Origin of the sequence: Streptomyces sp. NPDC020996, from assembly GCF_040641355.1 — a bacterium.
Taxonomy (GTDB): Bacteria; Actinomycetota; Actinomycetes; order Streptomycetales; family Streptomycetaceae; genus Streptomyces.
This window is the reverse complement of record NZ_JBFADM010000051.1, coordinates 45,994-63,517: the sequence shown is the minus strand read 5'-3', so window position 1 is coordinate 63,517 and position 17,524 is coordinate 45,994. Positions and strand designations below refer to the sequence as shown.

Sequence of the window (17,524 nt, the reverse complement as noted above, 5' to 3'; positions counted from 1 at the left end):
GAGCGTCCTTTCTACCGTCGTGACGACCGTGACCAGGGACCGCGTCGCGACGACCGCGGCGACCGCCCTTCCTACCGGCGCGACGACCGCGGTGACCGCGGCGACCGTCCCTCCTTCCGGCGCGACGACCGCGGTGAGCGTCCTTCCTTCCGACGGGATGACCGTGACCAGGGACCGCGTCGTGACGACCGCGGTGAGCGTCCTTCCTACCGCCGTGACGACCGCGGCGACCGCGGTGACCGTCCGTCGTTCCATCGTGACGACCGTGGTGAGCGTCGCGAGCGCCGGGACGACGACCGTGGCGGCTACGGGCGCCGTGACGACCGGCGCGAGGGCGACCGCGGTGGCTTCGGCCGGCGTGACGACCGTGACCGCGGTCCGCGTCGCGATGACCGTGGTGACCGGGGCGACCGTCCCCCCTTCCGGCGCGACGACCGCGATCGCGGCTTCCGCCGGGACGACCGCCGGGACGACCGCGGGGACCGGGGTGGCTTCCGGCGGGACGAGCGGCGCGATGAGGCTCGCGGCGGGGACCGCGGTGGCTTCCGGCGGGACGACAGCCGCGCCGGCGAGCGCGGAGGTTTCCGGGGCCGTGACGACCGTGGCGCCCGTGGGCCCCGGCGCGACGACCGCGGTGGCCGTCCCGGTGGCTTCCGGGGCCGTGACGACCGGCGCGACGACCGGCGTGGCGGCGGCCGCTTCCAGGACGACCGGAGCCGTGACCGCGACCGGGAGCCGATCAAGCGGCTGCCCATCCCCGAGGACGTCACCGGCGACGAGATCGACAAGGACGTACGGCAGGAGCTGCAGAGCCTGCCCAAGACGCTCGCGGACGACGTGGCCAGGAACCTGGTGATGGTCGCGCGGCTCATCGACGAGGACCCCGAGGGCGCCTACGGCTACTCCAGGGTGGCGCTGCGGCTCGCCTCCCGCGTGGCCGCAGTCCGCGAGGCCGCCGGATTCGCCGCTTACGCGAACCAGAAGTACGGCGAGGCGCTCGCCGAGTTCCGGGCTGCGCGGCGGATGACCGGTTCCGTGGACCTGTGGCCGGTCATGGCCGACTGCGAACGCGGGCTCGGGCGGCCGGAGAAGGCGCTGGACATGGCCGGCGCCCCCGAGGTGAACAAGCTCGACAAGGCCGGCCAGGTCGAGATGCGGCTCGTCGCGGCCGGTGCCCGGCGTGACCTCGGACAGCTGGACGCGGCCATAGTGACGCTGCAGAGCCCCGAGCTCGCCTCCAACTCCGTGCAGCCGTGGACCGCGCGGTTGCGGTACGCGTACGCGGACGCGCTGCTCGCCGTCGGCCGGGAGGGCGAGGCACGGGAGTGGTTCGCCAAGGCCGTCGAGGCCGACCGGGACGGCAGCACGGACGCCTCCGACCGGCTCGCCGAGCTGGACGGGGTCGAGTTCGTCGACGCCCTCGACGAGACCGAGACCGAGGGCGAGAGCGAGAAGCAGGGCGAGGGAACGGGCGCGGAGGACGCTCCGAAGGCGGCCTCGGAAGAGGACGGCGACGACGACTGACACCCGCCGGAGTCCGCGCGTGATAGGAGGGCGGGATCCCTACGGGGGTCCCGCCCTCCGCGGTTTCAGAACCCGTCGAGCGCGTCGAACCCGTCGAACCCGTCAGAACTCCAGCGCGCGCAGCACCAGACCCGACGCGGGCTTCGGGCCGAAGGACGTCGACTTCCGGGGCATCGTCACGCCCTGGCGGGCCAGATCGCGGACGACCTCCTCGCGGACCGGGTGCATCAGGACGGCCGTCCCGCGGTCGCGTTCGGCCTTCTCCACCGTGGCCGCCGCGTCGTGGATGTAGGCGACGCGGGCCGGGGAGTCCCCGGGGATGTGCCAGACGTGGTCGAGGAGGGCGGCGTGCAGGACCGTCGCGTCCAGGGTGCGCCAGGCGGCGGGGCGGTCGGCGGGGACCGTACGGGCGAGGAGGCCGGGGTCAGGGCGGTCGACGAGGTGGAAGGAGCCGTCGCCGGCGAGCAGGAACGCGTTGCCCTCGCGGGCCGCGTCGGCGAGGGCGTCCAGGGCCTGCGGCAGGGACACGTCCAGGTGCCGTACGCGGAGCAGGCCGTCGAGGGCGGCGAGTGCGTCGGGGACCGGCAGGTGGTGCAGCAGGCGGTGGATCGCGCGGACCCGGAGCGGGTAGCGGGCCGTGTCGACCAGCAGGACGAGGCCGTAGTCCCAGGGGCTGGGGGAGGGATGCTCCGCGCGTAGACGACGGTACGTCGCCCAGCGGTGGTGGCCGTCGGCGATGAGGGCCTGGTGCCGGGCCAGGTCGGACTGGACGCGGGCCACCTCGGCGGGGTCGGTGACCGACCACAGGCGGTGCGCGAAGCCGTCCTCCGTGGTGGTGGCGAGCAGTGGGGGCTGCTGTGCGGTGCGCTCGACGAGCCTCGAGGTGTCCGCGGCCGGGTCGTCGCCGCGGTAGGTCAGCAGGAGCGGTTCGAGGTTCGCGGAGGTGGCCCGCATCAGGGCCGCGCGGTCCGCGACCACGTGCGGCATCACGTCCTCGTGCGGCAGGACCACGCCCTCCGCCGGGTCCGACACGCGCAGGGCGCCGATGACCCCCCGCTGCAGCATGCCGTTGCCGTCCCGCTGCTCGTAGATGTACAGGCCGGGTTCGGGGTCGGTGGTCAGGACGCCCTCGGCGAGCCAGCGGCGCAGGGTGTCGGCGGCCTGTTCGTTCCGGGCGTCGGGCGTGGTGGCCTGGGGAAGGATCAGGCGGACGATGTTGTGCGGGTCGGCGTCCTGGAGGTGGTGCAGGCCGTCGGGGCGGACCACGACGTCGTAGGGAGGGGATGTCACGGCTGCCAGGCTGCCGACCCGGTCGGGGTCGTACCGCAGGCCTCTGAACGGGGTGAGTTCGAGGCCTCGGGGCGCCGTTGCTTCCGAGTGACCTGCAGTGTTCATCCCGGCATCGTACGTGTGTCGGTGGCATGCGGGATGATCGGGGGAAAGCGAGCGAACGAGGAGCGATGTGGAATGAGCCAGAGCGTCAGGACGAGGCCCGAGGCCAGTGGGCAGGCCCTGAGCGAGGCGTACGACACGGCGCTGCTCGACCTGGACGGAGTGGTGTACGCGGGCGGGAACGCGATCGCGCACGCCGTCGAGTCGCTGGCCGCGGCCCGCGCGGGCGGGATGCATCTGGCGTACGTCACCAACAACGCGCTGCGCACCCCGGACACGGTGGCGGACCACCTGACCGAGCTGGGGATACCGACCGGCGCCGACGACGTCATCACCTCCGCCCAGGCGGTCGCGCGGCTGATCAGTGATCAGGTGCCGTCGGGGGCGCGGGTGCTGGTGATCGGCGGGGACGGGCTGCGGGTCGCTCTGCGGGAGCGGGGGCTCGAGCCGGTCGAGTCGGCGGACGACGATCCGGTCGCGGTCGTACAGGGCTACGGGGGGCCCGAGTTGCCGTGGGGGCGTTTCGCGGAGGCCTGTTACGCCATCGCGCGCGGGGTGCCCTGGTACGCCTCCAACACCGACCTGACCATTCCGGGCGCACGCGGGATCGCTCCGGGCAACGGGGCCGCGGTGGAGGTCGTGCGGATAGCGACCGGCGCCGAGCCGCAGGTCGCCGGCAAGCCGCTGCCTCCGATGCACCGGGAGACCATCCTGCGCACCGGCGCCGAGCGGCCGCTGGTGGTCGGGGACCGCCTGGACACGGACATCGAGGGCGCGTTCAACGGAGAGGTCGACTCGCTGCTCGTCCTGACGGGCGTGACCGACGGCGCGCAGCTCCTGGCCGCACCGCCGCAGCACCGGCCGACGTACGTCGACGCGGACCTGCGCGGGCTGCTCACCGGGCAGCCGGAGGTCACGCAGGCGGGCGCCGGGTTCCGCTGCGGCGGCTGGACGGCGACCGCGGGCACGGAGCTGGAACTGGACGGCGACGGCGAGGCCCTGGACGGACTGCGTGCCCTGTGCGCCGCGGCCTGGACGGCGGCCGGGGACGGCGTGTGCAGGCTCGACTCGGGGAAGGCGCTGGCCCGGCTGGGTCTGTGAGCCGACGCCGACGCCGATGCCGACGCCGACGCCGAGGCGGAGAGCGGAGAGCGGAGAGCGGAGGCCGCGCGAAGTGGGTGTGAGGGTAGGCTAACCTAACTACGTGTTGGTCGACGGTCCTCCCGAACAGCGCGCGGACACCGCCCCCGCGCCCCCCACCCGCCGTGCGGTACGCGCCGTCGGGCTGCTCGTGTCAGCGGCGGTCCTGGTGCTCGTCGCACTGGCGAGCATCGCCATCGGCGCGAAGGAGCTGAGCCCGGATCAGGTCTGGCACGGGCTGTTCCAGGACACGGGGACGTACGGCGACGTCGTCGTGGACGAGCGGCTGTCGCGGACCCTCCTCGGGCTGCTGGCGGGCGCCGCGCTCGGCCTGTCCGGGGCCGTGCTGCAGGCGCTCACCCGCAACCCGCTGGCCGATCCCGGACTGCTCGGCATCAACGCCGGCGCCTCCGCCGCGGTCGTCACCGCCATGACGTACCTCGGTGTCACCTCGCTGACCGGCTATGTGTGGTTCGCCTTCCTCGGCGCGGCCGCGGTGGGGGCGCTGGTGTGGTTCCTGGGCGGCAGCCGGGGCGCCACCCCGGTGCGGCTCGCGCTGGCCGGCACCGCGATCAGCGCCGCCCTCTACGGCTACCTCCAGGCCGTGATGATCATGGACCAGGCGGCGCTGGGCAAGATGCGTTTCTGGACGGTGGGTTCGCTGTCCTCCGCGACGAACTCGACCATCCTCCAGGTGCTGCCGTTCCTCGCGGCCGGAACGCTCCTCGCCCTCGTGCTCGCCCGCCCGCTCAACGCGCTGGCCATGGGCGACGACACCGCGAGGGCCCTCGGCGCCGACGTCAGCCGCACCCGGGCGCTCGCCATGCTCGCCGCCACCGTGCTGTGCGGGGCGGCGACCGCCGCGTGCGGGCCGATCGTGTTCGTCGGACTGATGGTCCCGCACGTCGTGCGGTCCTTCACCGGACCCGACCTGCGCTGGATCCTGCCGTACGCGGCGGTGCTCTCGCCCGTGCTGCTGCTCGGCTCCGACGTCGTCGGCCGCGTCGTGGCCCGGCCCTCGGAACTCCAGGTCGGCGTCGTCACCGCGATCGTCGGCGGCCCGGTCTTCATCCTTCTGGTACGACGGCGGAGGACGGCGCAACTGTGAAGACCAACCGTGTGCTGAGGGCTCCGGGCGGGATCTCGCTGCGCCTGGACGTCCGCGCCGTCACCGTCGTCGTCCTGCTGCTGCTCGCCGCGCTCACCGCGGGCGTCGCGCTGATCGGCACCGGCGACTTCCCGATCCCGGCCGGCGACGTGCTGAAGACGCTGCTGGGGAACGGCAGCGCGGGCCAGGAGTTCATCGTCAACGAACTGCGGCTGCCGCGGGTGCTCGTCGGGCTCCTGGTCGGCGCCTCGCTCGGGCTCGGCGGCGCGCTGTTCCAGGCCGTCACCCGCAACCCGCTGGGCAGTCCGGACGTGCTCGGGCTCGGGCAGGGGGCGACGGCCGGGGCGCTCACCGTGATCGTGCTGTTCTCCGGGAGCGCGGCCCAGGTCACCCTGGGCGCGCTGGTGGGCGGACTGGCCACCGGGCTCGCCCTCTACCTGCTCGCCTGGAAGCGCGGTGTGCACGGCTACCGGCTGGTCCTGGTCGGCGTCGGCGTGTCCGCCGTCGTCACCGCGGTCAACGGCTACCTGCTGACCGTCTCCGACATCGTCGACGCGGCCCGCGCGGTGGTCTGGATGACCGGCTCCCTCGACGGCCGCGGCTGGGACCAGGTCCGGCCGCTGCTCGCGGTGTGCGCCGTGCTGGTGCCGCTGGTGCTCGCGGGCGCGCGCGGGCTGCGGATGATGGAGATGGGCGACGACGCGGCGAACGCCCTCGGCGTGCGTGTGGAGCGCGTCCGGGCGCTGCTGCTGGTGGCCGCCGTCCTGCTCACCGCCACCGCCACCGCCGCGGCCGGCCCCGTCGCCTTCGTCGCGCTGACCGCGCCGCAGCTCGCCCGGCGGCTGACGCGGTCGCCGGGCCCGAACCTGCTGCCGTCCCTGGGCATGGGCGCCACCCTGCTGGTCACCGCCGACTGGGCCGCGCAGCGGGTCTTCGGCGCCGACCGGCTGCCGGTGGGCGTGGTCACCGGCGTCCTGGGCGGGGCCTACCTGCTGTGGCTGCTCGTCAGCGAGCGCAGGGCGGGCCGGATATGACCGGCCCGGCGTACGACACCCTCCGAAGGAGCACCGTGAACCGCCTGTCCGCGCAGGACGTCACCCTCGCCTACGACCAGCGCGTCATCGCCGAGCAGCTCTCGGTGGAGATCCCCGACCACTCCTTCACCGTCATCGTCGGCCCGAACGCGTGCGGCAAGTCCACGCTGCTGCGCGCCCTGTCGCGGATGCTGAGGCCCAGCCGGGGCCGGGTGCTGCTGGACGGGCAGGTCATCCAGTCGATGCCGGCGAAGGAGGTCGCGCGGACGCTCGGCCTGCTGCCGCAGTCGTCGATCGCGCCCGACGGGATCACCGTCGGCGACCTGGTCGGCCGTGGCCGTTACCCGCACCAGGGCATCCTGCGCCAGTGGTCGGCCGAGGACGAGCGGGTCGTCCGCGAGTCCATGGCGCGGACCGGGGTCGCCGAACTCGCCGACCGGTACGTCGACGAGCTGTCCGGAGGGCAGCGGCAGCGCGTGTGGATCGCCATGGCGCTCGCCCAGCAGACCCCGCTGCTGCTGCTCGACGAGCCGACGACCTACCTGGACATCCAGCACCAGATCGACGTCCTCGACCTGTGCGCCGAACTCCACGAGGAACAGGGCCGCACCCTGGTCGCCGTGCTGCACGACCTCAACCACGCCGCCCGGTACGCCACCCATCTCGTCGCCCTGCGCGACGGGCGGGTCGTCGCCGAGGGCGCGCCCCGCGACGTCGTCACCGCCGGGCTGGTCGAGGAGGTCTTCGGGCTGCGCTGCCAGGTCATCGACGACCCGGAGACGGGGACGCCGCTGGTGGTGCCGGCGGCGCGGAGGGCACGCGCGCGTGCGGTGGTGGACGGGACCCCGGCCGGGACGGGGGCCAGGAGCGGACCAGAAGCTGAGAACGGGCCTCAGAGCCGCTGAAGCCGGTGAGGGGATACCGGCGGGCTGAGCACGGGCCCGGAGCCGCGGACGTGTCCCGAGCTGCGGTCGTGTCCCTGGCCGCGGACGTGTGTCCCGAGCCGGGGCCGTGCCCGGAGCCGTGGGCGACGAGCCTCGGCTACAGCAGCTTCCTGAGGCGGAACAGGTCGCGCAGGCCGGCGTCCAGCTTCACCCGGCCCGCGCCCCAGGCCCTGGCGAAGTGCAGCTCGCCGTCGACCATCGCGACCAGGTCGTCGCCGGTCATGCTCAGCCGTATCTCGGCCCGCTCGCGCGGCGGCCCCGCCAGGGTGTCACGCACCTCGATCCGGCCGCCGGTGAGCCGGCCGGCGAAGGTGACGTCCAGGTCGGTTATGTGGCAGCTGACCGACCGTTCCATGGCCGTGGCCGAGCGGACGTCACCCTCGGCGTGCTGCATGTTGTCGGAGAGCTTCTCGAGTGCGGCACGGCACTCCTCGATCGTGGCCATCGGCATCGACCGTACCGCAGGGCTTCGCGGTAGCGTCTGGGCATGAGCGACACAGCCGCGGAGAGGGAGATTCCGGCGCGGGAGGCCGAGGGCCGGGCCGAGACCCCGGGCGGGCCCGGGGACGACCCCGCCGCCCCGGCCCCCCTGAACGTGCCCCGCACCCCGACCGGCGACGCCGAGGTCGACGCCCGGCTGGAACGGCTGGCCGACGCCGACCACCTGGCGACGGACGGACATGTGGAGGTGTACGAGGATGTGCACCGCGGGCTGCGCGACGCGCTCACCGCGCTCGACGCCCGCCCAGGACCGCCGGCCCCCACCGGTCACCCGGCTCCCACCCCTCGCCCGGCCACCGCCCCGTAATGAGACCCTACGGGTCCCACCTTCTTCACACTTTTCGATCGTCGTACGGGAACAGGAGCTGAACCCACCGTGGCAGGAGTCGCACGCCGCCGCCTCGACGCGGAGCTGGTCCGTCGCAAGCTCGCGCGCTCGCGTGAGCATGCCAGCCAGCTGATCACGGCCGGGCGCGTCACCGTCGGCAGGACCGTCGCGACCAAGCCCGCCACCCAGGTGGAGACCGCGGCCGCCATCGTGGTCGCCGCCGACGACGCCGACCCCGACTACGTCTCCCGCGGCGGCCACAAGCTCGCCGGCGCGCTGCAGGTGTTCGTGCCGCAGGGGCTGGCCGTCGAGGGCCGGCGGGCGCTGGACGCCGGCGCGTCCACCGGAGGTTTCACCGACGTGCTGCTGCGGGCGGGAGCCGCGCACGTCGTCGCCGTCGACGTCGGATACGGACAACTCGCCTGGACTCTGCAGAGCGATGAACGCGTCACCGTCAAGGACCGTACGAACGTACGCGAATTGACGCTCGAAGCGATCGATGGGGAGCCTGTGGATCTTGTCGTGGGGGATCTGTCCTTCATCCCGCTCGGCCTGGTGCTGCCCGCCCTGGTGCGGTGCGCGAGGCCGGACGCCGACCTGGTGATGATGGTGAAGCCGCAGTTCGAGGTGGGCAAGGAACGGCTCGGCAGCGGGGGAGTCGTGCGCAGCCCGCAGCTGCGGGCGGAGGCCGTGCGGGGCGTGGCCGAGAAGGCGTGGGAGCTCGGGCTCGGAGTGCGGGGCGTCACCGCCAGTCCGCTGCCCGGGCCGTCGGGGAATGTCGAGTACTTTCTCTGGCTGCGGTCCGGTGCACCCGAGCTGGACCCGGCCGACGTTGACCGTGCAGTGGCGGAGGGGCCGCGTTGACACAGAACCGAGCTCGTACTGTTTTCCTGCTCGCCCACACCGGGCGGCCCGCCGCCATCCGCAGCGCCGAACTCGTGGTCAAGGGGCTGCTGCGCGAGGGCATCGGCGTGCGCGTCCTGGAGTACGAGGCGCGCGATCTGCCGCTGCCGGACCAGGTGGAGCTGGTCAAGGAGGCGACCCCGCAGTGCCTCGACGGGTGCGAGCTGCTCATCGTGCTCGGCGGTGACGGGACGCTGCTGCGCGGCGCCGAGTTCGCCCGCGCCTCCGGGGTGCCGATGCTCGGCGTCAACCTCGGGCGGGTCGGGTTCCTCGCCGAGGCCGAGCGGGACGACCTCGACAAGGTCGTCGACCGGGTGGTGACCCGCTCGTACGAGGTCGAGGAGCGGATGACCATCGACGTCGTCGTCCACCGCAACGGCGACATCGTGCACACCGACTGGGCGCTGAACGAGGCCGCCGTGCAGAAGGTGTCCGCCGAGAAGCTGCTCGAGGTCGTGCTGGAGATCGACGGGCGGCCGGTGACGGGGTTCGGCTGCGACGGCATCGTGCTGTCGACGCCGACCGGGTCGACCGCGTACGCGTTCTCCGCGGGCGGGCCCGTGGTGTGGCCCGAGGTGGAGGCGCTGCTGATGGTGCCGATCAGCGCGCACGCGCTGTTCGCCAAGCCGCTGGTGACCTCGCCGGACTCGGTGCTCGCGGTGGAGGTGCTGCCGCACATCCCGCCGGGCGTGCTGTGGTGCGACGGGCGGCGCACGGTGGAGCTGCCGCCGGGGGCGCGGGTGGAGGTGCGGCGAGGAGCCGTGCCGGTACGGCTGGCCCGGCTGCACCACGCGTCGTTCACCGACCGGCTGGTCGCGAAGTTCGCGCTGCCGGTCTCGGGGTGGCGGGGAGCACCTCACTAGGCGCTCCGCTGGACGCTGGGTGTGCCGCGTCGTGCCGCGTCGCGCGTTTCTGACGCGTTGTGCCGTCGGCCGGCTGCGGCGCCGTGGCGGCCGGTCGCGCAGTTCCCCGCGCCCCTTCGGGGCGCTGCCCGACCACCCCTCCGGTAGGGAACGCTCGTTCGATGAGTGAAACCTTCGGTGGTCACGGCCCGCGGGACGCCCGATGGGCGGGGCGGCGTCGCACACCGCGCGGGAAACCTCGTATGGTCGGGTGCGTGCTTGAGGAGATGCGGATACGGTCGCTCGGAGTCATCGACGACGCGGTCGTCGAGCTGTCGCCCGGCTTCACGGCCGTCACCGGTGAGACGGGCGCGGGCAAGACCATGGTGGTCACCAGTCTCGGTCTGCTGCTGGGCGGGCGTGCGGACCCGGCGCTGGTGCGGATCGGCGCCGGGAAGGCGGTCGTGGAGGGGCGGATCGCCGTCCCCGAGGGCGCCGCGGCCGTGGTGCGGGCCGAGGAGGCCGGGGCCGAGCTCGACGACGGCGCACTGCTGATCAGCCGTACCGTCTCCGCCGAGGGGCGCTCGCGCGCGCACCTCGGCGGGCGCAGCGTGCCGGTGGGCATGCTCGCGGAGCTGGCCGACGAGCTCGTGGCCGTGCACGGGCAGACGGACCAGCAGGGGCTGCTGAAACTGTCCCGGCAGCGGCAGGCGCTCGACCGGTACGCCGGGGACGCCGTCGCCGTGCCGCTGGCCAAGTACACCGAGGCCTACCGGCGGCTGCGGGCCGTCTCCGCGGAGCTCGACGAGATCACCACGCGCGCGCGTGAGCGGGCCCAGGAAGCGGACATGCTGCGCTACGGGCTCGACGAGATCGCCGGGGTCGAGCCGCGCGCCGGTGAGGACGTGGAGCTGGCGGAGGAGGCGGAGCGGCTCGGGCACGCGGAGGCGCTGTCGTCCGCCGCGACGGCCGCGCACTCCGCCCTGGCCGGCAACCCGGAGGACCCCGAGGGCATCGACGCCACGACGCTCGTCGCGGGCGCGCAGCGGGCGCTGGACGCCGTCCGCTCGCACGATCCGGCGCTGGCCGCGCTCGCCGGACGGATCGGGGAGATCGGCATCCTGCTGGGCGACGTGGCCGGGGAGCTGGCGGGCTACGCCGACGACCTGGACGCCGATCCGCTGCGGCTGGCGGCCGTCGAGGAGCGGCGGGCCGCCCTCACCGGGCTGACCCGGAAGTACGGGGAGGACGTGGCCGCCGTCCTGGAGTGGGCCGAGCGCGGCGCCGCCCGGCTGACCGAGTTGGAGGGCGACGACGAGCGGATCGGCGAGCTGACCGCCGAGCGGGACGCGCTGCGGGCCGAACTGGGCGGGCTGGCGCAGGCGTTGTCGGACGCCCGGGCGGAGGCGGCGGAGCGGTTCGCGGCCGCGGTGACCGCGGAGCTGGCCTCGCTCGCGATGCCCCACGCGCGCGTGTCGTTCGACATCCGGCAGACCGAGGACCCGGAGGGCGTGGAGGTCGGCGGGCGCACGGTCGCCTGCGGGCCGTCCGGCGTCGACGAGGTGGAGCTGCTGCTCGCCCCGCACCCGGGGGCGCCGCCGCGGCCCATCGCCAAGGGCGCGTCCGGCGGTGAGCTCTCCCGCGTGATGCTCGCCGTCGAGGTGGTCTTCGCGGGGACGGATCCGGTTCCGACGTACCTCTTCGACGAGGTCGACGCCGGCGTCGGCGGCAAGGCCGCCGTCGAGATCGGCAGGCGGCTGGCGCGGCTGGCCAAGACCGCGCAGGTGGTGGTCGTCACACACCTGCCGCAGGTGGCCGCGTTCGCCGACCGGCAGCTGCTGGTGGAGAAGACCCAGGACGGGTCGGTCACCCGCTCCGGGGTGAAGGTCCTCGAAGGGGAGGAGCGCATCCGGGAGTTGTCGCGGATGCTGGCCGGCCAGGAGGACTCGCAGACGGCGCGGGCGCACGCCGAGGAACTGCTGGCCACCGCCCGGGCGGACGGTCAGGGGCCGCCCGTAGGGTGACCGGATGACCGACCGCACTCACCGGGCTTTCTCCTGCTGTCTCGCCGCCGTCCTCACCCGCGCCGGTGTCGCCGGTCTGCGTGCCAAGCCGCCCGGCGGGCGCCGGTTCTGGGAGCGCACGAACTACGCCGGGCGGACCGTCGGGCTGTACGCCGGGCCCGCGTCCGCCCTGGCGGCGGCCGTCGCCGCCGGACGGGCGCGGCCCGCCGCCGGGTTCGCGGTGCTCGCCGCCGGTGCCTGCGGGGCCTGGGACGATGTCGCCGGCGACCACCGGCGCGGGCTGCGGGCGCATCTGTCGGCGCTGCGGGACGGTGAAGTCACCAGCGGCGCGGTCAAGTTGTTCGGGATCTCCGCGGCCGGACTGGTCGCGGGGGCGCTGCTGAAGGAGCGGTTTCCGGACAAGGTGCTCGCGGGGATCGTGATCGCCGGGACCGCGCACTTCGTCAACCTCGTGGACGTACGGCCCGGCAGGGCGGCCGCGGCGGTGGTCGCCCTCGGGACGCCGGGGCTGCTGCGGGAGGGCCCCGGGGCGCAGTCGGCCGCCGCCGCGGTGGGCGCCGCCGCGGCCGTGCTGCCGGACGACCTCGGCGAGCGGCTCATGCTCGGCGACACCGGGGCGCACGCGCTGGGCGCGGCCCTGGGAACCGCCGCCGTCGCCCGCAACGGGCGCGCGGGACTGCTCGCGTACGCCGTGGCTCTCGTCGCCGCGGCGGCGTACGGTGACAAGGTGAGCGGGGCGGCACGCGCGCTCGGCGCGTGACACCTGTCCGGAGGCGTGCGCTCCGTCACTCGTACGGGTGACGTGCTTCTTGCGCCGCGCCGTCACCCGGCCCGCCGCGTTCCCGGAACACCCGTACGTGCTGGCATCCTTGAGGAGTACGTGGAGGAAACCGCGCGGTACACCCCTCCGTCCGATCCTTCTGTACGTTCTTCGTGACCGCCCGACGCCGAACCAGGAGCCCCGGCCACGTGACCCCCGTGAGCAGCCACTCACCGCACGGCCAGTCGCCGCTGCGCACCGTGCAGGTGCTGGGCGGCGGCAACGCCGACAGCAGCGCGCACGTGCGCTCGCTGGCCGCGGGGCTGGTGGCCCGGGGCCTGCGGGTCACGGTGTGCGCCCCCGTCGAGGCCGAACACGTCTACGACTTCACGGGCACCGGTGCCGCACACGTGCACGTGCCGCGCAGCAGCGACCCGGGCGCGGTCGCCGCGCTGCGGGCGGCGTGCCGGGACGCCGACCTGGTGCACGCGCACGGGCTGCACGCCTCCTTCCGGGCCTCGCTCGCGCTCAGCGGCCGGCGCACCCCGCTCGTCGTCACCTGGCACAGCCGGGCGTACGCCGACGGCGCGCGCGCCCATCTGCTGCGCCTGCTGGAGCGCCGGGTCGCGAAGGCGGCGACCGTCGTGCTCGGCACCTGCTCGGACCTCGTGGACCGGGCGCGCCGGACCGGGGCGCGCGACGCGCGGCTCGCCGCCGTGGCGCTGCCCGGCCCGCGGCCCCGCGTGGCCGCCGAAGCCGACGACCCGGACCGGCAGCGTGCCAAACTCCGGGCCGAACTCGGCGCCACCGAGCGGCCGTTGCTGTTGGCGGCCGGCTCCCTCGACCGGCACGGCGGCCATCAGACCCTGCTGGACGCCGCGCGCGTGTGGCGCGGCCTCGACCCCGTGCCGCTCGTCGTGCTCGCGGGCGAGGGCCCGCTGCGTCCCGCCCTGCAACGCCGTGTCGAGGACGAGCGACTGCCGGTCCGGCTCGTCGGGCGGCGCGACGACGTCGCCGAACTGCTCGCCGCGGCCGACCTCGCACTGCTGACGAGCCGGTGGGAGTCGCGCTCGGTGCTCGCCCAGGAGGCCCTGCACGCGCGCGTGCCGCTGGTCGCGACCGCGGTCGGCGGCGTACCCGACCTCGTCGGCGACGCCGCCGACCTCGTCCCGTACGGGGACGCGGCGGCCCTCGCCGACACCGTCGTACGCCTGCTCGGCGACCCCGAGCGCCGGGAACTGCTCGCGGAGCGGGGCGTCCGGCAGACGGCCACCTGGCCCACCGAGGACCAGACGGTGACCCAAGTGCTCAGCATCTACGACGAGTTGACTCAGGTCTGGCCGCTCGTCCAGCCGCCGGAGAGGCGTTAGGGGACGTGCCGGCGGGCCCGCAGCGCCAGGCTCAACGCCAGTACCGTCTGCGGGTCCTCGAGGTCGGTGCCGAGCAACTCGCCGATGCGGGCGAGGCGGTTGTAGAGCGTCTGCCGGTTGAGGTGGAGCTCACGGGCGGTCTCCGCCTTGCGGCCCGCGTGCGCCAGGTACGTCTCGAGCGTGGGCAGCAGCGGCGGGCGGGAACGGCTGTCGTGATCGCGCAGCGGACCGATCGCGCGGTCCACGAAGGCCGCCAGGTCCGGATGGTCGCGCAGCCGCCACAGCAGCAGGTCGATGTCCAGGCGACGGGCGTCGTACCAGGGCCGGTCCGACAGCCCCTGCGCCGCGGTCGCCGTCTCGGCCGCGTGCCTGAGCCCCGCCGAGGCCGCCGCCCAGCCGCCGGCCACCCCGACGACCACCACCGGGAGCTGCGCCCCCGGGCGCTGCATGCCGGCCCGTTCCACCCCGGCCCGCAGCGCCGCCGCCGCCCGGTCCGCCACCGCCGGCCGCTCCCGCTCCGAACGCAGGCCCAGCAGCACCAGCACGCGGCCCTCGACGGGCCGCACACCCAGCAGCACCGGCACCCCCACCGAGGACAGTTCCTCCAGGACCGCGCGCGCCAGCACCGCCCAGCCGCCTCCGGGAGACAGGGTGTCGCCGAGCCGCATGACGACCGGCAGCAGCGGGCCGTCGCCAGGTTTGAAACCCAGTACACGGGCCTGCGCGGGCGCGTCCTGGGCGGTGATGCGGCCCTCGGCGAGATCGGTCAGGAAGTCGCCGCGCCCGCGCGCCGCCAGCTCCTCCTCCTGCCGGGCCTGCATCAGCACCACCGCGAGGATGCCCGCGGCCCGCTCGGCCGCCATGCGGTGGACGGGGGCGAGCGGAGCCCGTACGGGCAGCAGGACCAGCCGCGCCCGCACCGACCCCGTGCCGGGGCCGCCGCCGGGCACGTCCACGAGCACGGAACCGGCGGGCGGCGCCTCCTTGTGCTGGCTGCGCAGCCCCTCCCACACCTGGAGCGGATCCGCCCCTTCCGGTCCGGCGCCGGCGGCGTACAGGAGCTGGCCGTCCGTCGTCTCCAGGAAGACCGGGTTGCCGCCGAAGTCGGCCAGGATGCCCAGCACCTGCGGCACGCCACCGCCGCCCAGCAGCGCCTCGGTGCACCGGCGGTGCACCTCCTCGGCCCGCTGCAGCAGCGCGTAGTGACCGTTGACGATCTCGGTGTGGATCTCCTCGGTGACCGTGACGAAGGGCACCTCGCGGTGCAGCTGGACGAGCGGGAGGCCGGCCGTCCGCGCCGTGTCGACGAGGGCGGCCGGCAGCCGCGTGAAGCGCGGACCGAGCTCGACGACCAGGGCGGCGATGCCGCGCTCGGCCAGGGTGCGCACGAACGCGCGCTGTTCCGCCGGGCGCGTGCCCAGGCCGTATCCCGTGGTCAGCAGCAGTTCGCCGCCCTTGAGCAGCGAGGCGATGTTGGGCACCTCGCCCGCGTGCACCCACCGCACCGTGCGCTGCAGCCGGTCGCCGCCCGCCACGACCTCGGGCAGCCCGCTGCGCAGTCCGGGCAGCTCCAGCGCCCGCTGCACGGTGATCCCGGCGCCCTGGGTGTCGAATCCGCTGTCCATGCCGCTGTCCGTGCCGCTGTCCATGAGCCGGACGCTACCCGCGCACGTGCGCCGAGGGCATCCCCGGGCCCGTTGACGTCAGCCGGGCACGGCGGCCCGGCCCGCTCGCGGGTCAGGCCCGGAGGTACGTGAGGACGGCCAGGACCCTGCGGTGGGTCCGGTCCGTCGGAGGCAGGTCCAGCTTGGCGAGGATGTTGCCGACGTGCTTGCCGACCGCGGCCTCGGAGACCACCAGCTCCTCGGCGATCGCGCCGTTGGACCTGCCCTCGGCGATCAGCGCCAGCACCTCCCGTTCGCGCGGGGTGAGCCGCTCCAGCGGATCGCGGCGGCGGCGCAGCAGCTGGCGCACCACCTCGGGATCGACCACCGTCCCGCCGTCCGCGACCTTGCGCAGTGCTTCCACGAACTCCTCGACCTGGCCGACCCGGTCCTTGAGCAGGTAGCCGACGCCCGATCCGTCGCCGGAGTCCAGCAGTTCGGCGGCGTACGTCCGTTGCACGTACTGACTGAGAACCAGGACCGGGAGAGCGGGGCGCTTCTCGCGCAGCCGCACTGCCGCGTGCAGGCCCTCGTCCTGGAAACCGGGCGGCATGCGTACGTCCGTCACCACGATGTCGGGGACGTGCTCCTCGACCGCGGCGATCAGTGCCCGCGCGTCCCCGACGGCCGACACCACCTGGTGGCCGCAGCGGCCGAGCAGGCCGACGAGCCCTTCCCGCAGCAGCACACTGTCCTCGGCCAGCACTACGCGCAGGGATCGGCCGCCCTGGTCAACTCGCAAGGAAACTCCACACGCAACAGAGTCGGTCCACCCGGCGGACTGGTCAGGGCAAGTCTGCCATCCAGGACCGACACCCGGTCCGCGAGACCGGTGAGGCCGCTGCCCGCCGAGGGGTCCGCGCCGCCGCGGCCGTCGTCGTGCACCTCCAGGACCAGGCGTCCGCCGCGATGACCGCCGCTCACCCGCGCGCGGCCGGCCCCGCTGTGCCTCGCGACGTTGGCGAGCGCCTCGCAGACCACGAAGTACGCCGCGGACTCGACCGCCTGGGGCGGCCGGCCCGGCAGTGCGAGGTCGACGTCGACGGGTACCACGCAGCGGTCGGCGGCGTCGGCGACCGCTGCCTGGAGGCCGTAGTCCGTGAGGACCTTGGGGTGGACGCCGCGGATGAGCTCGCGCAGTTCCGCGAGCGCCTTGCCCGCCTCCTCGTGCGCCTTGGCGAGCTGGTCGGCGAGCGGGCCGGGCGGGGCGTCGAGGCGGGCCAGCCCGAGGGCCATCGTCAGGGCCACCAGGCGCTGTTGGGCGCCGTCGTGCAGATCGCGCTCGATCCGGCGCCGCTCGGCCTCGAAGGCGTCCACCAACCGGACGCGGGAGCGGGCCAGTTCGACCACCCGGGCGCCGAGCTCGCCCTCGCGGGAGGCGATCAGCAGCCGGGTCAGCCCGGCACGGGCGCCCGCCGTGACGCCGAGCGCGTAAGCGCCCAGGCCCGTCAGGAGCAGACCCAGTACGGCGACGGCGAACGCGGCCGGCCAGGTGGTGACCGTCCACTGCTTGAGCACCTTCGCCTCGTGGCCGTCGCCGACCGTGGCCATCAGCAGCGGGGCGGCGGCCATGGACAGCGGGAAGAACAGGGCGACCGTGATCGCCAGGGCGTCGACCGGCCACAGCAGCGCGGCGAACAGCAGCGTGTACCCGAGCTCCCGCCAGGTCGCCTGTTCCCGCAGCCGGGTGGTCAGCCAGGCCCACAGCCCGGGCGCGGCCGGCACCCGGTGCCGGCCGGACACCGGATCGCGGGCGATCAGGCGCAGCCTGCGCCGCTCCACCCAGGCCACCGGGATCCCGCCGAGGGCGACCATGACGAGCAGGGGCAGCCCCACCAGGACCAGGGCCAGCGCGCCGCAGACCGCTGCCGCGGTCACCATCCCCACCAGGGCGACGGCCCCGGTCACCGCGCCGGTGAGCAGATACGCGGCGGAGCGCCAGGGCCAGGCCGACAGCAGGAAGCCCGGCCGGGACATGGCCTGCCACACG

The 17,524-nt window shown here is 74.7% G+C and carries 16 protein-coding genes and 1 pseudogene; 12 read left to right on the top strand and 5 right to left on the bottom strand.

Going from position 1 to position 17,524, the window contains the following annotated elements:
* Together AB0G63_RS28840 and AB0G63_RS28835 are read left to right on the top strand one after the other, a co-directional pair.
* Nucleotides 1-720: pseudogene (locus tag AB0G63_RS28840) on the top strand (tetratricopeptide repeat protein); the annotation flags it as partial.
* Between the two features lie 27 nt (nucleotides 721-747).
* Nucleotides 748-1,524 carry a hypothetical protein gene (locus tag AB0G63_RS28835; RefSeq protein WP_360755964.1) on the top strand — a complete coding sequence of 259 codons (777 nt, stop codon included), beginning with the start codon at nucleotides 748-750 and terminating at the stop codon, nucleotides 1,522-1,524.
* Nucleotides 1,525-1,626: 102 nt separating this feature from the next.
* Here the strand turns inward: AB0G63_RS28835 and AB0G63_RS28830 are convergent, their stop codons facing one another.
* The gene (locus tag AB0G63_RS28830; RefSeq protein WP_360755953.1) at nucleotides 1,627-2,919 is read right to left on the bottom strand and encodes a DUF1015 domain-containing protein; all 1,293 of its coding nucleotides are present in this window, start codon (nucleotides 2,917-2,919) and stop codon (nucleotides 1,627-1,629) included.
* Nucleotides 2,920-2,991: 72 nt separating this feature from the next.
* Here AB0G63_RS28830 and AB0G63_RS28825 point away from each other — a divergent pair, with 72 nt between their 5' ends.
* From AB0G63_RS28825 to AB0G63_RS28810, 4 genes are all read left to right on the top strand, one after another.
* Nucleotides 2,992-4,017, top strand: coding sequence for an HAD hydrolase-like protein (locus tag AB0G63_RS28825; protein WP_360755950.1), 1,026 nt, complete (start codon nucleotides 2,992-2,994; stop codon nucleotides 4,015-4,017).
* A 103-nt stretch (nucleotides 4,018-4,120) separates the two neighbouring features.
* Nucleotides 4,121-5,164 (top strand): iron chelate uptake ABC transporter family permease subunit, encoded by a 1,044-nt coding sequence (locus AB0G63_RS28820; RefSeq protein WP_360755947.1) that lies wholly within the window; start codon nucleotides 4,121-4,123, stop codon nucleotides 5,162-5,164.
* The gene (locus tag AB0G63_RS28815) at nucleotides 5,161-6,198 is read left to right on the top strand and encodes an iron chelate uptake ABC transporter family permease subunit (RefSeq protein ID WP_360755945.1); all 1,038 of its coding nucleotides are present in this window, start codon (nucleotides 5,161-5,163) and stop codon (nucleotides 6,196-6,198) included. The genes AB0G63_RS28820 and AB0G63_RS28815 overlap by 4 nt, the downstream gene beginning before the upstream one ends.
* Nucleotides 6,195-7,103 (top strand): ABC transporter ATP-binding protein, encoded by a 909-nt coding sequence (locus tag AB0G63_RS28810; RefSeq protein WP_360755942.1) that lies wholly within the window; start codon nucleotides 6,195-6,197, stop codon nucleotides 7,101-7,103. Before AB0G63_RS28815 ends, AB0G63_RS28810 begins: the two co-directional genes overlap by 4 nt.
* A gap of 136 nt (nucleotides 7,104-7,239) precedes the next feature.
* Here the strand turns inward: AB0G63_RS28810 and AB0G63_RS28805 are convergent, their stop codons facing one another.
* Nucleotides 7,240-7,587: a sterol-binding protein gene (locus tag AB0G63_RS28805; protein ID WP_360755940.1), complete on the bottom strand. Its 348-nt coding sequence runs from the start codon at nucleotides 7,585-7,587 to the stop codon at nucleotides 7,240-7,242.
* Nucleotides 7,588-7,629: 42 nt separating this feature from the next.
* Between AB0G63_RS28805 and AB0G63_RS28800 the strand changes: the two genes are divergently transcribed.
* The 6 genes from AB0G63_RS28800 to AB0G63_RS28775 all read left to right on the top strand — a co-directional run bounded on the left by AB0G63_RS28800 (nucleotide 7,630) and on the right by AB0G63_RS28775 (nucleotide 13,870).
* Nucleotides 7,630-7,950 (top strand): hypothetical protein, encoded by a 321-nt coding sequence (locus AB0G63_RS28800; protein ID WP_360755937.1) that lies wholly within the window; start codon nucleotides 7,630-7,632, stop codon nucleotides 7,948-7,950.
* 69 nt (nucleotides 7,951-8,019) lie between these two features.
* Nucleotides 8,020-8,835, top strand: coding sequence for a TlyA family RNA methyltransferase (locus AB0G63_RS28795; RefSeq protein WP_360755935.1), 816 nt, complete (start codon nucleotides 8,020-8,022; stop codon nucleotides 8,833-8,835).
* Nucleotides 8,832-9,737 (top strand): NAD kinase, encoded by a 906-nt coding sequence (locus AB0G63_RS28790; protein WP_360755932.1) that lies wholly within the window; start codon nucleotides 8,832-8,834, stop codon nucleotides 9,735-9,737. The genes AB0G63_RS28795 and AB0G63_RS28790 overlap by 4 nt, the downstream gene beginning before the upstream one ends.
* A gap of 242 nt (nucleotides 9,738-9,979) precedes the next feature.
* On the top strand, nucleotides 9,980-11,740 hold the full coding sequence (recN, locus tag AB0G63_RS28785) for a DNA repair protein RecN (protein ID WP_360755929.1): 1,761 nt from the start codon (nucleotides 9,980-9,982) through the stop codon (nucleotides 11,738-11,740).
* A gap of 4 nt (nucleotides 11,741-11,744) precedes the next feature.
* Complete coding sequence (locus AB0G63_RS28780; protein ID WP_360755927.1) at nucleotides 11,745-12,500, top strand: hypothetical protein; 756 nt, start codon at nucleotides 11,745-11,747, stop codon at nucleotides 12,498-12,500.
* A gap of 209 nt (nucleotides 12,501-12,709) precedes the next feature.
* Entirely contained in the window at nucleotides 12,710-13,870 is a 1,161-nt protein-coding gene (locus AB0G63_RS28775) for a glycosyltransferase family 4 protein (protein ID WP_360755924.1), read from the top strand.
* On the opposite strand, the gene AB0G63_RS28770 is transcribed toward AB0G63_RS28775, so the two are convergent.
* The 3 genes from AB0G63_RS28770 to AB0G63_RS28760 form a co-directional block, all read right to left on the bottom strand.
* Nucleotides 13,867-15,519, bottom strand: a complete 1,653-nt coding sequence (locus tag AB0G63_RS28770; RefSeq protein WP_360755922.1) for a PucR family transcriptional regulator — start codon at nucleotides 15,517-15,519, stop codon at nucleotides 13,867-13,869. The genes AB0G63_RS28775 and AB0G63_RS28770 overlap by 4 nt on opposite strands.
* Nucleotides 15,520-15,607: 88 nt before the next feature.
* Entirely contained in the window at nucleotides 15,608-16,276 is a 669-nt protein-coding gene (locus AB0G63_RS28765; protein ID WP_360755919.1) for a response regulator transcription factor, read from the bottom strand.
* Nucleotides 16,240-17,511 (bottom strand): sensor domain-containing protein, encoded by a 1,272-nt coding sequence (locus AB0G63_RS28760; RefSeq protein WP_360755961.1) that lies wholly within the window; start codon nucleotides 17,509-17,511, stop codon nucleotides 16,240-16,242. The genes AB0G63_RS28765 and AB0G63_RS28760 overlap by 37 nt, the downstream gene beginning before the upstream one ends.
* Nucleotides 17,512-17,524: the final 13 nt, after the last annotated feature.